The organism is Lactobacillus sp. UCMA15818, assembly GCF_030400225.1.
Classification (GTDB): domain Bacteria; phylum Bacillota; class Bacilli; order Lactobacillales; family Lactobacillaceae; genus Liquorilactobacillus.
In genome coordinates, this window is sequence record NZ_VJYB01000003.1 from 152,666 (window position 1) to 170,487 (window position 17,822).

The 17,822-nt window shown below is 35.3% G+C and carries 17 protein-coding genes and 1 pseudogene; 11 read left to right on the forward strand and 7 right to left on the reverse strand.

Translation table 11 applies throughout. The annotated features are described in order from the left end of the window. Positions 1-39: 39 nt before the first annotated feature. The 4 genes from FFX44_RS06090 (at position 40) to FFX44_RS06105 (ending at position 5,118) form a co-directional block, all read left to right on the forward strand. Entirely contained in the window at positions 40-1,362 is a 1,323-nt protein-coding gene (locus FFX44_RS06090) for a trypsin-like peptidase domain-containing protein (protein WP_289978919.1), read from the forward strand. A gap of 441 nt (positions 1,363-1,803) precedes the next feature. Next, positions 1,804-2,283: a 23S rRNA (pseudouridine(1915)-N(3))-methyltransferase RlmH gene (rlmH, locus tag FFX44_RS06095; protein ID WP_289978923.1), complete on the forward strand. Its 480-nt coding sequence runs from the start codon at positions 1,804-1,806 to the stop codon at positions 2,281-2,283. Positions 2,284-2,452: 169 nt separating this feature from the next. After that, positions 2,453-3,649, forward strand: coding sequence for a hypothetical protein (locus FFX44_RS06100; RefSeq protein WP_289978927.1), 1,197 nt, complete (start codon positions 2,453-2,455; stop codon positions 3,647-3,649). Continuing rightward, the gene (locus FFX44_RS06105) at positions 3,649-5,118 is read left to right on the forward strand and encodes a hypothetical protein (protein WP_289978929.1); all 1,470 of its coding nucleotides are present in this window, start codon (positions 3,649-3,651) and stop codon (positions 5,116-5,118) included. Before FFX44_RS06100 ends, FFX44_RS06105 begins: the two co-directional genes overlap by 1 nt. Before the next feature lie 370 nt (positions 5,119-5,488). On the opposite strand, the gene FFX44_RS06110 is transcribed toward FFX44_RS06105, so the two are convergent. Both FFX44_RS06110 and FFX44_RS06115 read right to left on the reverse strand, forming a co-directional pair. Then, positions 5,489-5,770 carry a hypothetical protein gene (locus FFX44_RS06110; protein WP_289978932.1) on the reverse strand — a complete coding sequence of 94 codons (282 nt, stop codon included), beginning with the start codon at positions 5,768-5,770 and terminating at the stop codon, positions 5,489-5,491. Between the two features lie 60 nt (positions 5,771-5,830). After that, complete coding sequence (locus tag FFX44_RS06115; RefSeq protein ID WP_289978934.1) at positions 5,831-6,793, reverse strand: MFS transporter; 963 nt, start codon at positions 6,791-6,793, stop codon at positions 5,831-5,833. A 130-nt stretch (positions 6,794-6,923) separates the two neighbouring features. On the opposite strand from FFX44_RS06115, the gene FFX44_RS06120 reads away from it, so the two are divergent. Together FFX44_RS06120 and pepI are read left to right on the forward strand one after the other, a co-directional pair. Next, on the forward strand, positions 6,924-7,343 hold the full coding sequence (locus FFX44_RS06120; protein WP_289978938.1) for a MarR family transcriptional regulator: 420 nt from the start codon (positions 6,924-6,926) through the stop codon (positions 7,341-7,343). A 394-nt stretch (positions 7,344-7,737) separates the two neighbouring features. Beyond that, positions 7,738-8,631 carry a proline iminopeptidase gene (pepI, locus tag FFX44_RS06125; RefSeq protein WP_289979063.1) on the forward strand — a complete coding sequence of 298 codons (894 nt, stop codon included), beginning with the start codon at positions 7,738-7,740 and terminating at the stop codon, positions 8,629-8,631. On the opposite strand, the gene FFX44_RS06130 is transcribed toward pepI, so the two are convergent. After that, positions 8,628-9,206, reverse strand: coding sequence for a sugar O-acetyltransferase (locus FFX44_RS06130; RefSeq protein WP_289978940.1), 579 nt, complete (start codon positions 9,204-9,206; stop codon positions 8,628-8,630). The two genes, pepI and FFX44_RS06130, sit on opposite strands and share 4 nt — an antisense overlap. Before the next feature lie 59 nt (positions 9,207-9,265). Between FFX44_RS06130 and FFX44_RS06135 the strand changes: the two genes are divergently transcribed. The 5 genes from FFX44_RS06135 (at position 9,266) to FFX44_RS06155 (ending at position 13,539) form a co-directional block, all read left to right on the forward strand. Next, positions 9,266-9,853 (forward strand): maltose acetyltransferase domain-containing protein, encoded by a 588-nt coding sequence (locus FFX44_RS06135; protein WP_289978942.1) that lies wholly within the window; start codon positions 9,266-9,268, stop codon positions 9,851-9,853. A 31-nt stretch (positions 9,854-9,884) separates the two neighbouring features. Next, positions 9,885-11,021, forward strand: a complete 1,137-nt coding sequence (locus FFX44_RS06140; RefSeq protein ID WP_289978944.1) for a DUF3114 domain-containing protein — start codon at positions 9,885-9,887, stop codon at positions 11,019-11,021. A 146-nt stretch (positions 11,022-11,167) separates the two neighbouring features. Further along, positions 11,168-11,902 (forward strand): deoxynucleoside kinase, encoded by a 735-nt coding sequence (locus FFX44_RS06145; protein ID WP_289978946.1) that lies wholly within the window; start codon positions 11,168-11,170, stop codon positions 11,900-11,902. Positions 11,903-12,023: 121 nt separating this feature from the next. Then, positions 12,024-12,977 (forward strand): type II CAAX endopeptidase family protein, encoded by a 954-nt coding sequence (locus FFX44_RS06150; RefSeq protein ID WP_289978947.1) that lies wholly within the window; start codon positions 12,024-12,026, stop codon positions 12,975-12,977. Positions 12,978-13,080: 103 nt separating this feature from the next. Beyond that, positions 13,081-13,539: a universal stress protein gene (locus FFX44_RS06155; protein ID WP_289978949.1), complete on the forward strand. Its 459-nt coding sequence runs from the start codon at positions 13,081-13,083 to the stop codon at positions 13,537-13,539. A 141-nt stretch (positions 13,540-13,680) separates the two neighbouring features. Here the strand turns inward: FFX44_RS06155 and FFX44_RS06160 are convergent. The 4 genes and pseudogenes from FFX44_RS06160 to FFX44_RS06175 all read right to left on the reverse strand — a co-directional run. After that, positions 13,681-13,833, reverse strand: a pseudogene (locus tag FFX44_RS06160) (transposase); the annotation flags it as partial. Between the two features lie 370 nt (positions 13,834-14,203). Beyond that, a complete protein-coding gene (locus tag FFX44_RS06165) occupies positions 14,204-15,121 on the reverse strand; it encodes an L-lactate dehydrogenase (RefSeq protein WP_289978953.1) in 918 nt (305 codons plus the stop codon). A 29-nt stretch (positions 15,122-15,150) separates the two neighbouring features. Next, a complete protein-coding gene (locus tag FFX44_RS06170) occupies positions 15,151-16,236 on the reverse strand; it encodes a PTS sugar transporter subunit IIC (RefSeq protein WP_289978954.1) in 1,086 nt (361 codons plus the stop codon). Positions 16,237-16,277: 41 nt separating this feature from the next. Next, positions 16,278-17,324, reverse strand: a complete 1,047-nt coding sequence (locus FFX44_RS06175) for a branched-chain amino acid aminotransferase (RefSeq protein WP_289978959.1) — start codon at positions 17,322-17,324, stop codon at positions 16,278-16,280. Positions 17,325-17,822 lie beyond the last annotated feature (498 nt).

A 17,822-nucleotide genomic window follows, 5' to 3' on the forward strand; every position in this document is an offset into this window, starting at 1 on the left:
GGAGTGTGCTGTTCTTTGTGAGACAGTGCAATTGCTCGTATGGATAATAACGAAGAGAGAGAAACGAATGATGATAAAGTAATCAAGGATGATTCTTCTCAGAAAAAGCAATCATCTAAGCAGCCTCGGATTGGGAGAATTTTTTTAATCGCATTAGTTGGTGGTTTTCTAGGTGGCGGAATTGCATTTGGTGGATATGCTGCATATCAAGCCTATGAAAGTACAACAGTCACTGGTGAAAATTCAAAAGGAACTGCAAAAATTAGCAATATTAAGGTAAATGTAAGTACACAATCAACAAAAGCCTTCAATAAGATAAAAAATGCAGTTGTCTCCGTTGAGGCATATACAACGAGTAGTAGCTCTTCTAGCTCCCTGAATGATTTATTCGGTGAGAGCTCATCAGGGGAAACTACCTCAGAAAGTGAGGGTTCTGGTGTAATTTATAAGAAGACAGGGAATACAGCGTTTATTGTAACTAATAATCATGTTATCTCAGGTGCTGACAAAGTCAAAGTATTGCTTAATAGTGGGAAAAAATTATCAGCCACAGTAGTAGGACATGATTCAGTTACTGACTTGGCAGTTTTAAAGATAAATGCGTCAGATGTTACTCAAGTTGCAACATTTGGTAATTCAAATAGTATTAATGTAGGACAAACGGCACTGGCAATCGGTTCCCCGTTGGGCTCAACGTATGCAACATCACTTACGCAAGGAATTATCTCTGCTAAAAAGAGAACAATCGAGACAACTGACAGTAATGGCACGAGCACAGGGCAGACAACTGTAATCCAAACGGATGCTGCTATTAATCCTGGTAATTCAGGTGGACCATTAGTCAATCTAGCGGGTCAAGTTGTAGGAATAAACTCAATGAAGCTGACAAGTACTGGTACTAGTACGAGTTCTTCAAGTTCTTCGACGTCTGTAGAAGGAATGGGTTTTGCAATTCCAAGTAATGAAGTTGTAAAGATAATTAATCTACTTGTTAAAGATGGTAAAATTAAACGTCCCGCTCTTGGAATATCATTGATTAATCTGAGTTATGTTTCTGACAGTGAACAAAAATCAACACTTAAGTTGCCAAGCAGTGTAACTGGTGGTGTAGTTGTTATTAAGGTTTCCAGCAATTCACCTGCCAAGGTTGCAGGAATACAAAAATATGATGTTATTACATCGCTAGGTGGTAAGAAAGTTAAGGGATTATCTAGCTTACGGACTGCTCTTTATGCTCACAAATTAGGCGATACGGTGCAAATTCAGTATTACCATGATGGTACACTAAAGACCGCAAACATTAAATTAACACTTGAGGCAAATGATTCAAATACGACGACATCTTCAAATTCTGGAAATTAATAAATATAATTCATAATTTACTCAAAAAAGTATTTATCCTTGAAATGAGGAAGGTAAATACTTTTTTTGTGTAAGAAATAAGTGTTAATTATACAATGTGGATAAAAATGTGTGAAACTTTGGAGATAGTTGTTAAAAACTAAAAAAGATAGTATAGAATAAGGAGTTTTCTCTCTTTATAGTTATCCACAGGCTGTGCATTAAGCTGTTGATATCTTTTGATGAATTATTTTATAGTAGATATAAACGTTGAGTTAATAGTCTTTATAGCATATAGTTAATAGAGTAGAATTGAAATTTTCTTGTGGATAATATACTAAAGGTTGACAAATTCAATTTAAATAAATATTGTGACGAAAATATGTTCGGCCCAGTATATTGATTATGGAACTGTGGATAAGTGGATAACTTTGTGGATAAGATGTGAAAAGGTGGAGAGTTATGAACATAAAGGTTGTTGTTGTTGGGAAACTGAAAGAGAAGTACTTGAAACAGGGAATTGCAGAGTATGTTAAGCGCCTAGGCAAATTTTGTAAGTTTGAGCTCATCGAAGTCAATGATGAGAAAGCTCCTGAAAAATTGAGCATTGCTGAAATGGAACAAGTGAAGATGCTTGAGGGTAATCGGATATTAGATAAAATTAAGCATAAGGAATACGTATTTGTTTTAGCCATTGAAGGCAAGGAGAGAAGCTCAGAGGGGTTTTCAGCAGAATTAAGCAAGTTGGCTACTTATGGGAATAGTGATATTACTTTTGTTATAGGGGGGTCTCTGGGAGTGAGTAAAGATGTTATGGATAGATCAAACGCGCAAATTTCTTTTGGGCGATTTACATTACCGCATCAGTTAATGAGATTAGTTTTGACAGAGCAGATTTATCGTGCATTTATGATTAATATTGGGAGTCCGTATCATAAATGATAGAGTTAATTTATTGGAATCAATTTTGTATAGTATCTGTGCTTATACTAAATATTAATGTTCAAATATGAGCTTAGCAGTGGATTGTTAGAATCCATTTTCTGAGTTATTCAATCAATATAAAACAATATGATTACGGTGATAAAATTTAAGCTTGGTGAGTGATAATATGACTAGAAAAAAAGATAACGAAGAGAATAATGTTGATGTGAATCAATTGGAATTATTTTCTGATAAAATAGCTGAAGACTCTAAGAAAAAGCCACGTCCCAAGAATATTCCAGCAGAAAGTAAAACAAAAAATACTGATGCATCTGCGTCTGCTTTTGGATGGCGTTTTCAGGTCATTGTTGGAATTGTTTTATCCTTGCACAATATAAAGGAATTAAAGTCAGTGGAAATTGAAGGCGAAACGGAAGACATAGAGCTACGATTCTATGATAGAAATCCGGAGTATATACAAGTTAAGGCAGTTCAGAGTAATCCTATTGATGCAAAAGATGACTATAAGGCTGCTTTGGCAATGAATACGCTTATTAATACCAGTAATATCACTACTGGAAAATACTCAAAACTTGTATATGTGGCTAACTTCATGAATCCGTTGGGATTGAGTAAGGCTATTTTAAATGCTTTTTGGCTACCACGAATGGATAAGCCATTTATTAGATCGTACAATTCTTTACCAGATGATGCACAAAATTTTGTTCAGGGTAGAATAGAGCTTGCGAAGGAACAATTGGCTAAAGGTGAGTACTTAAATACGACGGATTATTTTGATTTGAATAAACTTTATTTAGTGACTATATTGGTTAGTTCTGATGATCAAGATGAACAAAATTATTCTGTTCTAGAAGGAGTTATCGGCAACTTGTTTGGTGGCTTAAAACTTAACTTAAGTCAATCTAAGGTGCATAATATTAAGTCTATGCTAGTAGACCGATATTTAGCTAACGCGGGTTCTAAGGAGTCTAAAGAAAAACATGAAAAGATAACTAAGGGAATTTTAGTTTGGAGAATGATTTTTGAAATTATAGATGAAGTTCCAGAATATTTTTACGATGATTTACCCGCTGGAATTAAAGATGAACTAGAGGTATATGAAGACGGTTTTATTAAGCAGCAAGTAGAAGATATTGATGTTATTAACAAAATCATAGCAGGATTAAATGCGTATGCAAAAGGTGCTTTTCCAAAGCAAAGAGAAGTTAAAAAATTTATTGAAGACAAGTGGATGAAATATACAGAAATTTTCCCCTTAGATAACGATCAATCAGTTCAGGAATATGGGATAAAAATGATTATGTTACGAATACTTAATGGGAAGAGAGTTATTGAAAAGGTAAAAGAGAGGGTGAATTTATAATGCGTTTTCGAAAATTATTTATTACCTACGAAGGCAATACTAAGGAAATAAATTTCTTTGATAAAACACTAATATATAGTGATGATAATAGTGTTGGCAAAAGTACGTTGTTACGGCTATTGTTATACGGTCTAGGCTACCCTATTCCTGGAACTTATGGACTAAAGTTCAATAAAGTGGATACGCAAGTTTTTTTTGAGAGAGACGAGAAACTTTATTTTGTTAAAAGGTCAAATGATTATATAGAAATATACAAGAATGATAAATTTATTTCATCATGTACATTGACTGGAAACAATGATTCTTGGTTTTCATATATTTGGGGAATTGATTCTATCCGTGTTTTAAAAAATATACTGGGTGCAGTGTATATGGATCAAGACAAAGGATGGACTCTTCTTAATCGAGGAAAAGTTATTGGTAATATTAGGTTTAATATAAGAGATCTTTTAATTGGCCTGTCTAAAAATGGAGAAGATTTAGATGGTAATCTGGTTCGTTTGGAAAGTCAAAAGAAGATGTTAACGCGAACTAGACAATTAAGAGATTTAAGTAAAAGTACAGATGAATATAAGAGTAGTGATATTGAATCATTAAGAGAACCGGATGATATTGAATTAAATGGTCGCTATAAAAATTTAAAATTAAGAGAGGGTGCCATTAAGCAAAAAATAAAAAATATTAAGAGAAATATTTCTAATGAACAAGGATTAGCTGAATATTTAATTTCATTAAATATTATGGTCAAGGTTGAAGGCAAATCCATTATTGTTAATAAAGAAAATCTATTTAATTTTAGAGATAATCTTGATTTTTTGAAGCAAAGATCAGCGGTGTTACAGGAAGATTTGGAAAAAGTACAAATTGAAATTTCGGAAATAGCAAATAAATTAGAAGACCATACTTCGAACTTGTTTAGTGATATTGATGTAGTAGATAGAACATTGAATGATATTGCGAAGATTAATATTAATGATTCTGTTTTAGAGGTTAGAGAAGAAGAGTTAAAAAAATCAATATCAAAGTTAAATTTTGATATTGAGGCCAAGTTCACAGATAGTAATGAATTGATTGATGATACAAGAAAATGGGTTAATATATTTGCTGAAAAATTAGGAATATCTGATGTAGTTAAAGATAAAAAATATATTTTTACAAGAGATCTGAAATCTATAAGCGGTACAATTTATTATAAAGTTGTTTTCTCGTTTAAGATGGCATATATAAAAATCATTGAGGAACATACGGGGCTTAGCTTGCCAATTATTTTAGATTCTCCGAGTGGTCGCGAAGTTACCAATAGAAATATATCTGATGTAATTAGCATTCTAAATGATTACTTTAAAGAGAACCAAGTAATAATTGCATCTATAAACAAGTATGAGTTAGATAACGTTAAAGAGATAGTGTTGCAAAAGAAAATATTTGAAACCCAATTTAATTCTAGAGACGTTAATAAACGAGACTAATTTAGGCGCTGAGTGATTCGTTTTTGTAGTTACGGTTTGTTTACCTTTAAATAGGTTTTCTTTGTTTCTTGTACATTGAAAATCAGATGAATCCGTAATTTGAAATTAAAGAAGTTCTCTGAAACTCTAATTTACTCGTTTTAGAATCTTTACCTTGTTGTAATTTCCCTCAAGTAGGCCGTTGTCAAGCAACCACATATTAACGAGAAGTCGGTGTTCTTTTACATAGGAGCACCGGCTTTTTTCTATTCAATGAGTTGTTAACTTCGATTCAGAATGTACGGAGTTAGTTCAAATATTATCTATGATTAGCTCTTTAGTTGTTCAGTTGGCTTCAACATCAAGTCAATTATGAGTCGAATTATACCCATCATAATAATTCCAATGAAAAATGCACGGGCACCAATGAAGACTGAGTGTGAACTGAAAAATGTTTGAATCGTAACCAAGAGACCTGTACCAATTGAACGCCAACCTGTCGAAGCGTGTTGACCATGGCGGTGCCGTGTTTCAGTAGGTTATCAGGTAACACATTTAATGCCTCAGTTGTTAGTGGTGTCATCACTAAGGCATTGCCAATCATTTTAAACACTAGATAAACTGCCATCATGCTTAGAGAGCTATATGTGGTTAGAAATAGAAGAGGAATCATTGAAACTGATACAGTTAGACTACCAATAATAGCGAGAATCTTCCCACCTACGTGATCGTATTATAGGCGTCCCGAAATAAGTGAGGTAACCCCACTGGCAATGGCCCCAGGCATCAAGACAAGTGCCGAGGTTAGCGCGGTAAGATGCATTGCAGTCTGTACCAGCGATGGAATTATGGCTTGGGGTCCGATTAATGTGACAAAAGATAAGACGACTAGTATGAGTGATAACGAAAATTGGCGATTCTTAAAGACACGAAAGTCGAGCATGGGAGTGTCTAAAGATGATTGATTATAGATAAAATCAATAATAAATAAAATACCAAGTGTAACAAATATTCCGCCTAATTCAGGTTGTTGATTAAGAACACCAGTGCCATAAAGTAGCCAACCAAACCCAAGTGTGGAATAGGCTACTAATTGATAATCCAGTTTACGTGTACGATCAGAAGTTCCAACGTTTTGCATTCCTAGTACAGTTGCGACGACTAGTATGAGGCCAATAGGGAAAACTAGCCAAAAAAGGTATCTCCAAGAGAGGCGACTAAAGATAATGCCAGTGATACTTGGTCCAATTAAAGGTGCAAATCCTGTTGTCAGGCCAATAATACCCATGACAGTTCCGTGTTTTTCCTTAGGAACAATCGTGAATAGGACTACTTGCATTAGCGGAATGAGAATACCAGCACCAATTGCTTGTATGAGCCGAGAAATTAATAATAGTGTGAAATTTGGTGCAAGTGCTGACAATAGGGTTCCAAAGGTAAAAGTACTTAAAGCAAAAAATGTTAATTGACGTGAACTAAAACGACTAATTAGGTAGGCAGTGACAGGCATCCAGACACCATTCACTAGCATATATGTAGTGGTCAGACATTGGATCGTGTTGTTGTCAACCGAAAAAGTCGCCATAATATCTGGAAACGCAGTAAACAGTAAATTTTGGTTGAGAATGGAGATGAATGTGCCTAGCATAAATATGAGCAGGATTGTTTTTACGTGGTAAGTTTTAGTTGATGACATTAGTGGCCTCCAAAGTTTTGTGATATAGATTGTAATTACAATCTCGGCGCAATGATATATTACAACGCTTGCTTTTTTATAAGTCAATTATTCTAAGTTTTAACTATAACGTGAAAGTCGGTGAAAAAGAATGTATCAACACAAGGTAACAACTGCAGAATTGATTTATCAAATCGGCCAGATGGAGGGTCAAATTATCCAATATTGTCTAGCCGATATTGGCATCAGAATGGAACATGCTCGGCTATTGCACTATGTAAGTGATGTTCCAGGTACTAATCTTGTTAACTTGGCTAATTACTTGAATGTTCAACCAGCAACATTGACGAATATGATTAAAAAGCTTGAAAAGCAAGAGCTGATTATCCGACATGTTGATCCAGATGATTCACATCAACGGCAATTGTTTTTGTTGCCTCAGGGTGAAGTAGTAGCTAAACAAATCAATGCAATCTTTCATGAGCTAAATGACGTTGTTGATGAAGTACATTTGAAAGATTCAGCGCAACTTTCTAAATTATTGAACCTTCTTGAGAGTAAAAAAGGGTAACTAGTGGATGTCAGTAATGAGTGATGAAATGGATAGCGATTAGATATGATATATATCTCCGTATCACAAGTAATGCGGTTCAGCAAGTTAAAAAACCGCTGGTAAAAGTGATACAGTAGTCCGTATCACAAATGATGTAGTTAGATGATAATAAAATATTATGCTAAGCATGCATGTTCTGATGGGCAATCTGGTTAGATAGTGCCTATACGGAGAGGCTTTTTAAAAAGTTAAAGGCTTGGGAGTTGGTTTAATACCACACTTATTCAGAACAACATAAAACGAATTCAAATGAAATTACGTTATTTATGACTCAGTTCATTTTTGTGCAAAAGAACTGTGAAAAGTGTAATATATATCTAATAAAAGAATAATAAGTTAGTGAGTGGTCAGAATAAAGAATAAACATGTAAATGAAGGATTTATTCCTTTTCGCAAGTACCAAACGTATTACAGAGTAGTAGGAGAAAAAACGACAAATCCACCATTGATTTTGCTACATGGTGGACCAGGTTCAACACATAATTATTTTGAAATGCTCGATGAGATTGCAGAAACGAGTCAAAGACAATTAATAATGTATGATCAGTTAGGTTGCGGAAATTCTTCAATTCCAGATGATAAACGAGATCTTTATAAGGCCAGCACATGGCTTGATGAATTAGAGAATCTCATTACTTTTTTAGGATTGAAAGAGGTTCATCTTTTAGGCCAGTCATGGGGTGGAATGCTAGCAATCATGTATCTTTGTGATAGGGATGCAAGTGCAGTTAAAAGCGTGGTCCTATCCAGTACGCTTTCTTCAGCTGAATTATGGACTAGGGAACTTCATAGGCTTATAAAATATTTACCAAGTAATGAGCAGGAGGCTATCAGGCAGGCGGAAGAACAGCAAGACTTTAAAGATCTTTTGTATCTTAGAGCGAATGCACATTTTATGAAGTTATATGCCAGTGATGATCCAAAAGAAAGTCAGGTAGAAGTGCTAAAGCGTCCTAAAAAAAGTGGCATCGAATCTTATATAACCGCATGGGGACCAAATGAATATACACCACAAGGTAATTTGAGTGATTATGAGTATACAGAGAAATTATCAAAGATAAAAATACCTGCGTTAATAATGAGCGGAATTAATGATTTAAGTACACCAGTAGTTTCAAAAACAATGGCTGATGCCTTGGCAAACTCAGAATGGCATCTCTTTGCAGCTTCGCGGCACATGCCATTCATAGAAGAGAATAAAAAATATGCGGAGATTCTTACAGAATGGCTCAAAAGAAATGATTAAAAATGATTAGTTAGTTTAATTGGACGCAGGATTTTAGCGGGATTTCCTACAGCAATCACGTTTGCGGGGATGTCATGTGTTACAACACTTCCAGCACCAATGATTGAATTTCTTCCAATTGTTGTACCACCAAGAATGATTGCAGAGCCGCCAATCCAAACACCATCTTCAAGTGTAATGGGTCTTGCAATCATTTTTTTTGCTATTCTTTCTGTAGGATCCTCAAGATAACTAGCGGTATAAAAGCCAACTTTTGGAGCAACATTAACATTCGCACCAATTGTAATTGTTGCGAAATCAAGCATTGTAACATCATGATTTGCAAAAAAATTGTCTCCTATAGAGATATTAAAACCAAATGTACACATAAAGTTAGGTTCGATGTAGGCATCAGCACCAATGTTTTTAAAGAGTTGTTCAAGTATTGCAAAGTCATAACTGTTTTTAGTAATAACTAGTTGATTGAAGGCACAACATTGTTCAAAAGCATGTCTGGAAGCGGCTGTAATTTCTGGAGTAGATGCACTAAATGTATTTTCATTGATTGTTAGCCTTTTAACTTTTTCAATGTCCATTTTTTCACCTCAAGTATAGTATATAATTTAATTATAGACCAAATAAGGAGGATAACCAGATGGATTTAAGCGAACATAGTGCATTAACAAATTTTGAAATAGAGTATGTTAAACAAATTACGAATTCTGGAGAGCTCTATTACGACTATGATCCCTTAATTTCCAAAGCAAGGAATCATGCATATTTTGAATGTAGGAAATATGATAATGAACTTAGGAATGGACGAAAAAAGATAGAAATAATGAAGGCCCTTTTTGCTCATTTGGGACATCATGCCGAGATTAACTTAGGATTTACGTGTGAGTTTGGATTCAATCTAACTGTAGGAAGCCACTTCAGCGCGGGAAGGGATTTTAAAGTTATCGATTGTAACAAAGTTGAAATTGGAGACAATGTTTCAATTGGTGCACAAGTTGGAATCTACACATCTAATCATGCTGAAAATCCTGAATTACGTGCAGCACATTGGTGCAGTGAGCAGCCAATATTAATCACAGATAATGTTATCATTGAAGATAATGTGATTGTGACACCAGGCGTTGAGATTGGTGAAGGAGCGATTATCAGAGCAGGAAGTGTAGTAACTCATAATATACTTGCTAATACGGTTGCAAATGGTAATCCGTGTGAATCTCTTGTGTTGTAATTTCAGGCGACGTGAGTGGAGGCAAAAGATAGTGAATCATGCGGACATCAATAAAATTTTAAGTGATTTGATACACAGCGGATGGGATAAACCGGTTATTAAATATATAAATAGGAAGCTGCAGTGGCAAGTAATGCTGAATAGTGCCAGCGATGACTTTGGAACAATAAACTGTAATTTGCACGCTGTTGGTTCAAATTTATATACTAAAATGCTCAGAAAATCAAAGTTAACAGCGCACCAAAAGATTGAATTGGTCTTGTGGCAATTAGGTGCAAACATTGATCACACTGGCTTTTTACAGTTAAATGGAGATTTTTATTTAGATTCTGCCATGCCTCCGCATAGCAACTTTTTACGCTATTTTCGTAGGCTTGTTCAAAAAGTATTTCCCGGGAAAACTTTAAAGGAATATAGTATGACAAATGATTTGGGTGAACTTGCAAATAAAGTTCATCTTTTTCGAAGTTATTTAGATTTCAATAATATTCAATATATCCGTTCCTTTTTTAAGGGAACGACTGATTATGAAAAATTGCTCAAATATGGGAAAAAATTTTATTTTATTAAGCTGGATTATAGATCAGATGCCAATTTTCACAATAGATTTCGTAGTGATGGTTGCTTCAAGTATCCACAAAACATGAAAGTGCAGGTTACTAGTAGGACAAGAATGTCTGAATTTATAATTAATTTAGAATCAGGTAACTTTGTTAGTGAGTGGATTGGATATGGTTTTTTGGCTAATGAAGCAGAACAAAATAAAACTTCTTTTAAGGAATTCAATATCGTCAATACAGAGTCCTTTAATTATGGAATACCAATAGGCGGTAGAAAACTTGCTTTTTTTGTTGATAGAGATAGCCACAATAACTTAGATGTTAGTCATCCGCGTGATTCGTTAACTCGCAGGAGATTGACCAAAAAACAAAGTACTTCCTATTACTGGAAGTTTGAAGAATCCTATTATAAAAAGGATGGTAGCGGTCGATATGCGGGCCAGTATGCAGATATCGTAAAAAAAGGTTATAGGGATTATTATGCTTGGAATTCAGTAAGGGAAAAAGAAAAGGTTTATTATAAATTTGTTGCATATTGTCGCAGTATTTATCCTAAAAGGAATCCCGGCTTTTACTGTTTCTTAAAAAAAAGCAAAAAAGATTTTTGAAACATTATGTACTGATATTATTGAACTTTTTGCGATTATTAGTTTAAAAGCAATTCTTTATTTTTTCTTAAAAAGCTAGTATGATATTAATTGGTCGTTTTTTGGAAATAGAATGAAGTTAACAAAGAAAGGGTGTATAAATCATTTTGATTACATTATCGGGGATTATTGGATCGGGTAAGTCAAGTATGACTGAAATATTAGCAAAAGAACTCGGGACGAAGGCTTTTTTTGAACCAGTTGAGGATAATCCTGTTCTACCATTATTTTATAAGGGAAATGAAATTGCAGCTCAAAAAAGGGCAGAAGGGGATAATGAAGCAACTAACCCCTATGCATATCTTCTACAAACATATTTTCTTAATAAGAGATTTAAAATGATTAAGGAAGCCATGCAAGATGACAATAATATTTTAGATCGCTCAATCTATGAAGACGAGCTATTTATGAAGATGAATACTGAAATGGGTAATGCAACAGAAGTGGAATATCAAATATATCAGAGCTTACTGGCCAATATGATGGAGGAATTACCTTTTGCTGCAAAAAAGAAATCACCAGATTTGATGATTACAATTCATGTTTCATATGAAACAATGATTAAAAGAATTACTAAAAGAGGTCGTGATTATGAACTAGTGGAAAATGATCCTTCTTTAGTTGATTATTACAAACGACTTTTGAAATATTACGATGAGTGGGTTGAGTCATACACTATCTCACCGTTGCTAGTTGTAGAGGGTGATCAATTCGATTTTGTTGGTAATGTTAGTGATAGAATTACCATATTGGAATTAATCGAAAAAGAGTTGTATAAGTTGGGTAAGCTTACAGATGAGCAGTTACAGAATTTTCATGAGGAACATCAGAAGCTGGTTTAAGGCAACTTATTTCTGAAACACACCGTTAGAGTAAAAAAGAGAATGAAACATGAAACACGTTAAAGTAATAGATGAGATAACCTTTCAATCTGCATAATAATCTAGAACCAGAAATGGTAAGGTGAAATTCTTGGAATATAAAAAGAGTGATATCACAGATAAGACATTAAAAAAAGATGTACGCCAGGTCACTACGATAATTTTTGTTTATTTCATAGTTTTTCAATTTGCAGCACTTGTTTCATCACTTATATTATCTTCTATGAGAAAAGAAAGTAAAGCTGCAGTTAATGATTTTCTTAGTAATAGTGGATTACCATATTTAGTTGCAATTGGGTTAGGACTTTTCGTGATTTTTGTAAGTATGACTCCTAGCATAAGGAAACAAACCTTTGCAGTAAGTACAAGAAAGATGACAGGTGGAATCTTTCTTGCGCTTGTCGCAGTAGTAATGACTGGTCAAGTTGTTCTAAGTGTCTATGGTTCTCTTTTTGAACACCTTGTCAACCTGATAGGCTACACTTCAACGGAACAACTAAAAGAAGCTACAGGAACCAGTAAAACAATTTCGATGTTGTTATATGCTGGATTTCTTGGTCCCGTTACTGAAGAGATTGTTTTTAGGGGCTTTTTGTTACGTAATTTAGAGAAATATGGTCAAGGATTTGCAATTATAATTTCGGCTTACATGTTTGGACTGTACCACAGTAATTTTCTTCAAACTCCATTTGCATTTGTTGTAGGGCTGATTTTAGGATACGTGGCGCTGACCTATGGTATCAAATGGTCAATTTTACTGCACATTTTTAATAACTTTGTGTTAGGAGATACTCTCAATTATTTTTTACAGAATTTCAATGACAGGCAAGCGGATATTGTCAGTAGTACTCTGATTTGGACTGGTGGAGTTATCGGAATGGTAATTCTATGGTTTTACAAAGGGGCAATACGTAAATGGTATAGAAGCAATAAACCAACTGGAAAAGAATTGAAGCTTGCGTTCACAGGGAAAAGCTTAATTTTAATCACTATTATAATTTTTATTATTTCTTGCTTGGGATTAGATAAAATATAAAGATGTTAATTTAATCACAACTTTTGTGTGATTACTTGAAGTTTATAAATTCAAGGGCTATCATGATATTAGAAATATTTTTCCCCAAAGGCGGGTGGTTGAGATGATGCAAAATTATAAACGAGTTTTGGTAGCAATAGATGGTTCTAAAGGTTCCGAAGTTGCTTTAGCTAAGGCGATAGAAACAGTGAAGAATAATGAAGGATCCACATTAGATGTTTTACGTGTGCTTGACTTGAATTCCTTAGAATATGGTGGAGCTGGAATTGCTTTAGATGGCAGTGAAGTTTACCGAATTGAACAAGCTAATGAGGAATACATGTTTAGTTTGAAACAAAAGTTAGTTAAAGAAAATGGGCTTAATGAAGAAGCTGTACATGTTCACTTACGTTTTGGAAATCCAAAACTTGTGATTGCGCATGATTTTCAGCCTGAATATGGTAATGATTTGATTCTGGTTGGCTCGACAGGAAAGAATTTCTTTGAGCGACTAGTGATTGGGTCAGTTGCGTCTTATGTTATTAGGAATGCATCATGTGATGTGCTTATGGCTCGTAACTAGTTTTTCGGAGCAAAAATAATAAAGAGATTCTGAAGATAATCTTAAAATTGTGTTCTAGAATACAAATAGAGGTGCTGGGTTAAATAAACTTTGGTTCTTTGTCAATCGCTGTTGATGAGAAACTTTTATAAGAAAATCAATTCATTTTCGAATTGGTTTTCTTTTTTTTATTCGAATCGTAAATTCAATTCTAATCTGGGTGTAAAAATGTGACCAATTTCTGTAGCCGTATGCCATGCGTTTAATTTGTTTGATTTTGCAATTAATGCCTTCTAGTGGGCCATTTGAATAGTTACTTGCCATCATGCATTTGATATTTGGGCCTTGGATTTGAAGTATATTTTCGATAGAATAGTCTTGGAACACGTTTTCTCATTTTCCTTTACTTTTACTTTGGTCGGTATTTGGTGGTGCATTTGGGAACTTGTTCTTTTATTGTACATGAAAATTAGGTGTTGATGAACTTCCATCAACACCTAATATTGTAGAGCTGTCAAATTTTGATTCAGCGCCTCTATTTATTCCGTATAAACGTGTTTCGTAAGTCAAAACTCTCCGTCTAACTTCGGATTACTCATAACAAAGTACTCGCTATGTTCGTAATTTCGAGTTAATACTCAAATTTTCCTGACTTATGGCGCGCTCCTTCTATTTATTACGAAAATTACATTGTAGCAAACTTTTCTTTAATAGTAGCTGCAGAAGTTGCTAGTTTTTGTTCTTCTTCAGGTTGGAGAGGAATATCAATGAGTTCTTCAACTCCATTTTTTCCGATTATTCCTGGTTGACCTAAATATGAGTCATATTTGACATTGTAAGATGAACAAGGACACATTAGTTGTGCATCATCAAGGACTGCGCGACTAAGTTTAATTGCACAGGTTGCAATTGCGAAGCTAGTATAGCCTTTACCTGAATGAACAGCCCAACCGCCTGATCGTGCGGTATCCTCAAGTGTGTCTAAGTCTAGATTCATTTTTGGAGCAAGGGTCTCAAGCGGAAGTCCATTAACACTGACTGTTGACCATGCTACAAATTGAGATTCACCATGTTCACCATATACAAAACCAGATACATTTTTAGGATCAACATTAAATTTCTCTGATACAACACGCTGCATACGAGCAGTATCTAGGAAAGTCCCTGTTCCAAGTACACGTGAACCAGGCAATCCGATTTCTTTTTGAAGATATTGAGTAATTGCATCACAAGGATTCATCGTATCAATTAAGATGCCGCTAAATCCACTTTTTTTAATTTTAGGTGCAATATCTTTTACAATTTCACGAGTATATTCGAATTCGGCCCATCTATTACCGCTTGCATTGTCAAGTGCATGAATATTTCCTGCAGTAACAAAAAGAATATCTGTATCTGCTAGTTCTGAATAATCTTGAATTTTAATTTTGGGTCTGCTGCCTAGTCGTGCTGTTGCATCTTGAAGATCAAGTTGTTCTGCTCTTGCTTTTTTCTTATTTTTATCTATTAGAATCAATTCATCGGCAAAGCCTTGAATTACAAGTGAGAATGCGATTGCAGCTCCAACATGTCCTACACCGATGATTGCATATTTTCTACTCATTTTTTACATCCCTTGCTAATTAGAATTAGTTAAACGATCTCCAAGTGTAATTGATTTTCTTTGATAAAACCAGCTTTTTTCATCATTCCATATGCCACCAGTGAAATAACCATAGGTAAGACAACCCCTGTAAACATGTAGATTGCGAATTGGCTCCATCCTTGTGCGGCATAGGCCAAGGGTGCAATAAAGGAATTTAATCCTAAACCGGCCAGTTTATAGGTTGAGCGGAAGCCAAACATAATCGTTGCAATTGGGGCACAGACAACAGCTGAGAGCAGCGAAGGGACTAATAGATATGGGTTAATCAAAAGATTTGGAAATTGTACTTTTGGTGTCATAACTCCTTGCGCAATATTAGCTCCTAAGTTATTTTGGCGAAATGACATTGCTGTAAAGGCAACAAATTGTGATGTTGTTCCAATCAAAGCAGCAGCTGACGAAATTGGATCCAATGTTAAAGCGATTGCTAAAGCTGCTGATGACGCTGGGGTCATTAAGAAGAGTGCCCAGACTACAGAAATTGAAATTGAGCCTACTAATGGATTTACTTGCATTGTCTCAGCAATGAATGCACTGGCGTTTAACAACAATGGAGTAGTGACAGCAGCCAGGCCTAACCCGCAAATTCCTCCTACCAAGGTTGCAGTGAAAGGAACAAGCATCATATCTAAAGGTGTCTTACCAGATAGATATTTACCAATTAAGGCGGCAATCAATCCAGCTAAGACAGCACTGACTGGCTGACCTGTTGCAAAAGTTGCACTTCCGGCAGCTTGCATTAAAGATGTGCCGGTTGCAGTTGTTCCATTGACAGCTGTTGAAGTAAAGTGCACCGCATTTGCACCAATTGTTGAAGAAATCATTGCACTAAAAATGACGAGCGAGCTTGTCTCTAATTGAGATGCAATTGCAACACCAAGAGCGGGGGCTAATAAATCATTAGCAATAACACCGACCTGATATAAGGCATTCCAGTGAATAAACGAGGCAATTGTCTGCAGCAACAGTCCGATCCCTAATGTGACTAAGATGGCATTGGAAACGGCAGCTGAGATTCGATATACATAGTCCTTAACTGTTGTCGTTGATTTTGTAGCACCTGTGTTCTCCATTGTTGAACAACTCCTATTCCTTTTTTTGTCCTAATACTGTCCTAAACTTTTTCAATCCAACCTTCAGGTGCTGTAATATCACCGAATTGGATACCAATTAATTCATCATATAGTTTGCGAGTGACAGGGCCGACTTCTGTTTTACTATAGAATACATGGAAGTTATCACCGTATTGGAAACCACCAATAGGTGAGATAACTGCAGCAGTTCCGCAAGCACCGGCTTCAGCAAGATGATCAAGTTGGTCAATGTAAATATCACCTTGTTCTGTTTTCATACCAAAGTTATGTTCAGCGAGGTACAGCAACGAGAACTTAGTTACACTTGGTAAGATGGATGGTGACTTAGGTGTTACAAATTTACCATCTTTAGTGATTCCAAAGAAGTTAGCTGAACCAACTTCTTCAATTTTCTGGTGATCAATTGGATCAAGATAGATACAATCCGAGAAACCAGCATTATGTGCAAGCTGACCAGGGAAGAGACTAGCTGCGTAGTTACCGCCAACCTTACTTGCCCCAGTTCCTTTATGGGCAGCACGGTCATATTCAGAAGCAATAAAGTTTGTAGGTGTCAAGCCACCCTTGAAGTAGTTTCCAACGGGCATGGCAAAGATTGAAAAAATATATTCTTCAGCGGGATGAACACCAATATTGCCACCAACACCGACAAGGTATGGGCGAAGATAGAGTGTAGCACCTGTGCCATATGGAGGAATATATTTTTCATTGGCTTTCACAACTTCCTTTAATGCTGCGACAAACATTTCAGTAGGAACCTTAGGCATCATTAGTCTTTCACAACTGTTCTGCATTCTTTGGGCATTTTGATCTGGGCGGAAAAGATTGATACTCCCATCTTTACAGCGATAAGCCTTAAGTCCTTCAAAAACCTCTTGACCATAGTGCAGACATGTTGATCCTTCATTAATGGTAATTGTAGCTTCATCTGTAAGACCAGCATCACGCCATTCACCATCGCGCCAGTAAGCGCGATAACGATAAGGCAAGTTCATATAAGTAAAACCAAGATTGCTCCAGTCTAATTCAGATGGGTCCTTTGCTTTTGGTGTTGTTGAAAGTGACATTTTAATTCCTCCTTATTTTTGAATCATGAGAGCCGTTTGAAGTTAAAACAAAAAGCACTCACCGCCAAGAATATAATTCGGCGGTGGGTGCTTAAAAAAATCCATCGCCTAGTTATCCTAGCGCGATGGACTTAATGTCTGAACAATCTAATCAGCCGAGACATTAAGCAACACATCGCGCGTGCTAATAATGACTAGGCTCACTAGATACTGGGCGGTATTACTACAAACAGTGATTGTACGTGACATGTTGCTCAACTCCTCTCAATAATTGATTGCTATAACGTGACTTCATAATTGATATTTCTTATTATAACTATTGTCATTAAAAAAGCAACCTCTTTTTTAATAAAAATGTAATTTTATTATTTTTAATGCCAGAATTGTTTAATAAAACATACAAATCATGTGGAAAAGGTGAGATTAAAATCTTTCCATAAGATGAGAAAAAGATTGTCTTATTGACTTTTTCAATAATTGAAAGTATATTATAGGCAA

What these genes read in the sequence shown, in the direction of transcription:
- FFX44_RS06110 (WP_289978932.1), bottom strand. Translation starts at nt 5,770, where the DNA reads ATGATTCCTCTTCTATTTCTAACCACATATAGCTCTCTAAGCATGATG.
- FFX44_RS06165 (WP_289978953.1), bottom strand. Translation starts at nt 15,121, where the DNA reads ATGAGTAGAAAATATGCAATCATCGGTGTAGGACATGTTGGAGCTGCA.
- FFX44_RS06175 (WP_289978959.1), bottom strand. Translation starts at nt 17,324, where the DNA reads ATGTCACTTTCAACAACACCAAAAGCAAAGGACCCATCTGAATTAGAC.
- FFX44_RS06115 (WP_289978934.1), bottom strand. Translation starts at nt 6,793, where the DNA reads ATGTCATCAACTAAAACTTACCACGTAAAAACAATCCTGCTCATATTT.
- FFX44_RS06100 (WP_289978927.1), top strand. Translation starts at nt 2,453, where the DNA reads ATGACTAGAAAAAAAGATAACGAAGAGAATAATGTTGATGTGAATCAA.
- FFX44_RS06135 (WP_289978942.1), top strand. Translation starts at nt 9,266, where the DNA reads ATGGATTTAAGCGAACATAGTGCATTAACAAATTTTGAAATAGAGTAT.
- FFX44_RS06090 (WP_289978919.1), top strand. Translation starts at nt 40, where the DNA reads ATGGATAATAACGAAGAGAGAGAAACGAATGATGATAAAGTAATCAAG.
- FFX44_RS06170 (WP_289978954.1), bottom strand. Translation starts at nt 16,236, where the DNA reads ATGGAGAACACAGGTGCTACAAAATCAACGACAACAGTTAAGGACTAT.
- FFX44_RS06120 (WP_289978938.1), top strand. Translation starts at nt 6,924, where the DNA reads ATGTATCAACACAAGGTAACAACTGCAGAATTGATTTATCAAATCGGC.
- FFX44_RS06130 (WP_289978940.1), bottom strand. Translation starts at nt 9,206, where the DNA reads ATGGACATTGAAAAAGTTAAAAGGCTAACAATCAATGAAAATACATTT.
- rlmH (WP_289978923.1), top strand. Translation starts at nt 1,804, where the DNA reads ATGAACATAAAGGTTGTTGTTGTTGGGAAACTGAAAGAGAAGTACTTG.
- FFX44_RS06105 (WP_289978929.1), top strand. Translation starts at nt 3,649, where the DNA reads ATGCGTTTTCGAAAATTATTTATTACCTACGAAGGCAATACTAAGGAA.
- FFX44_RS06155 (WP_289978949.1), top strand. Translation starts at nt 13,081, where the DNA reads ATGATGCAAAATTATAAACGAGTTTTGGTAGCAATAGATGGTTCTAAA.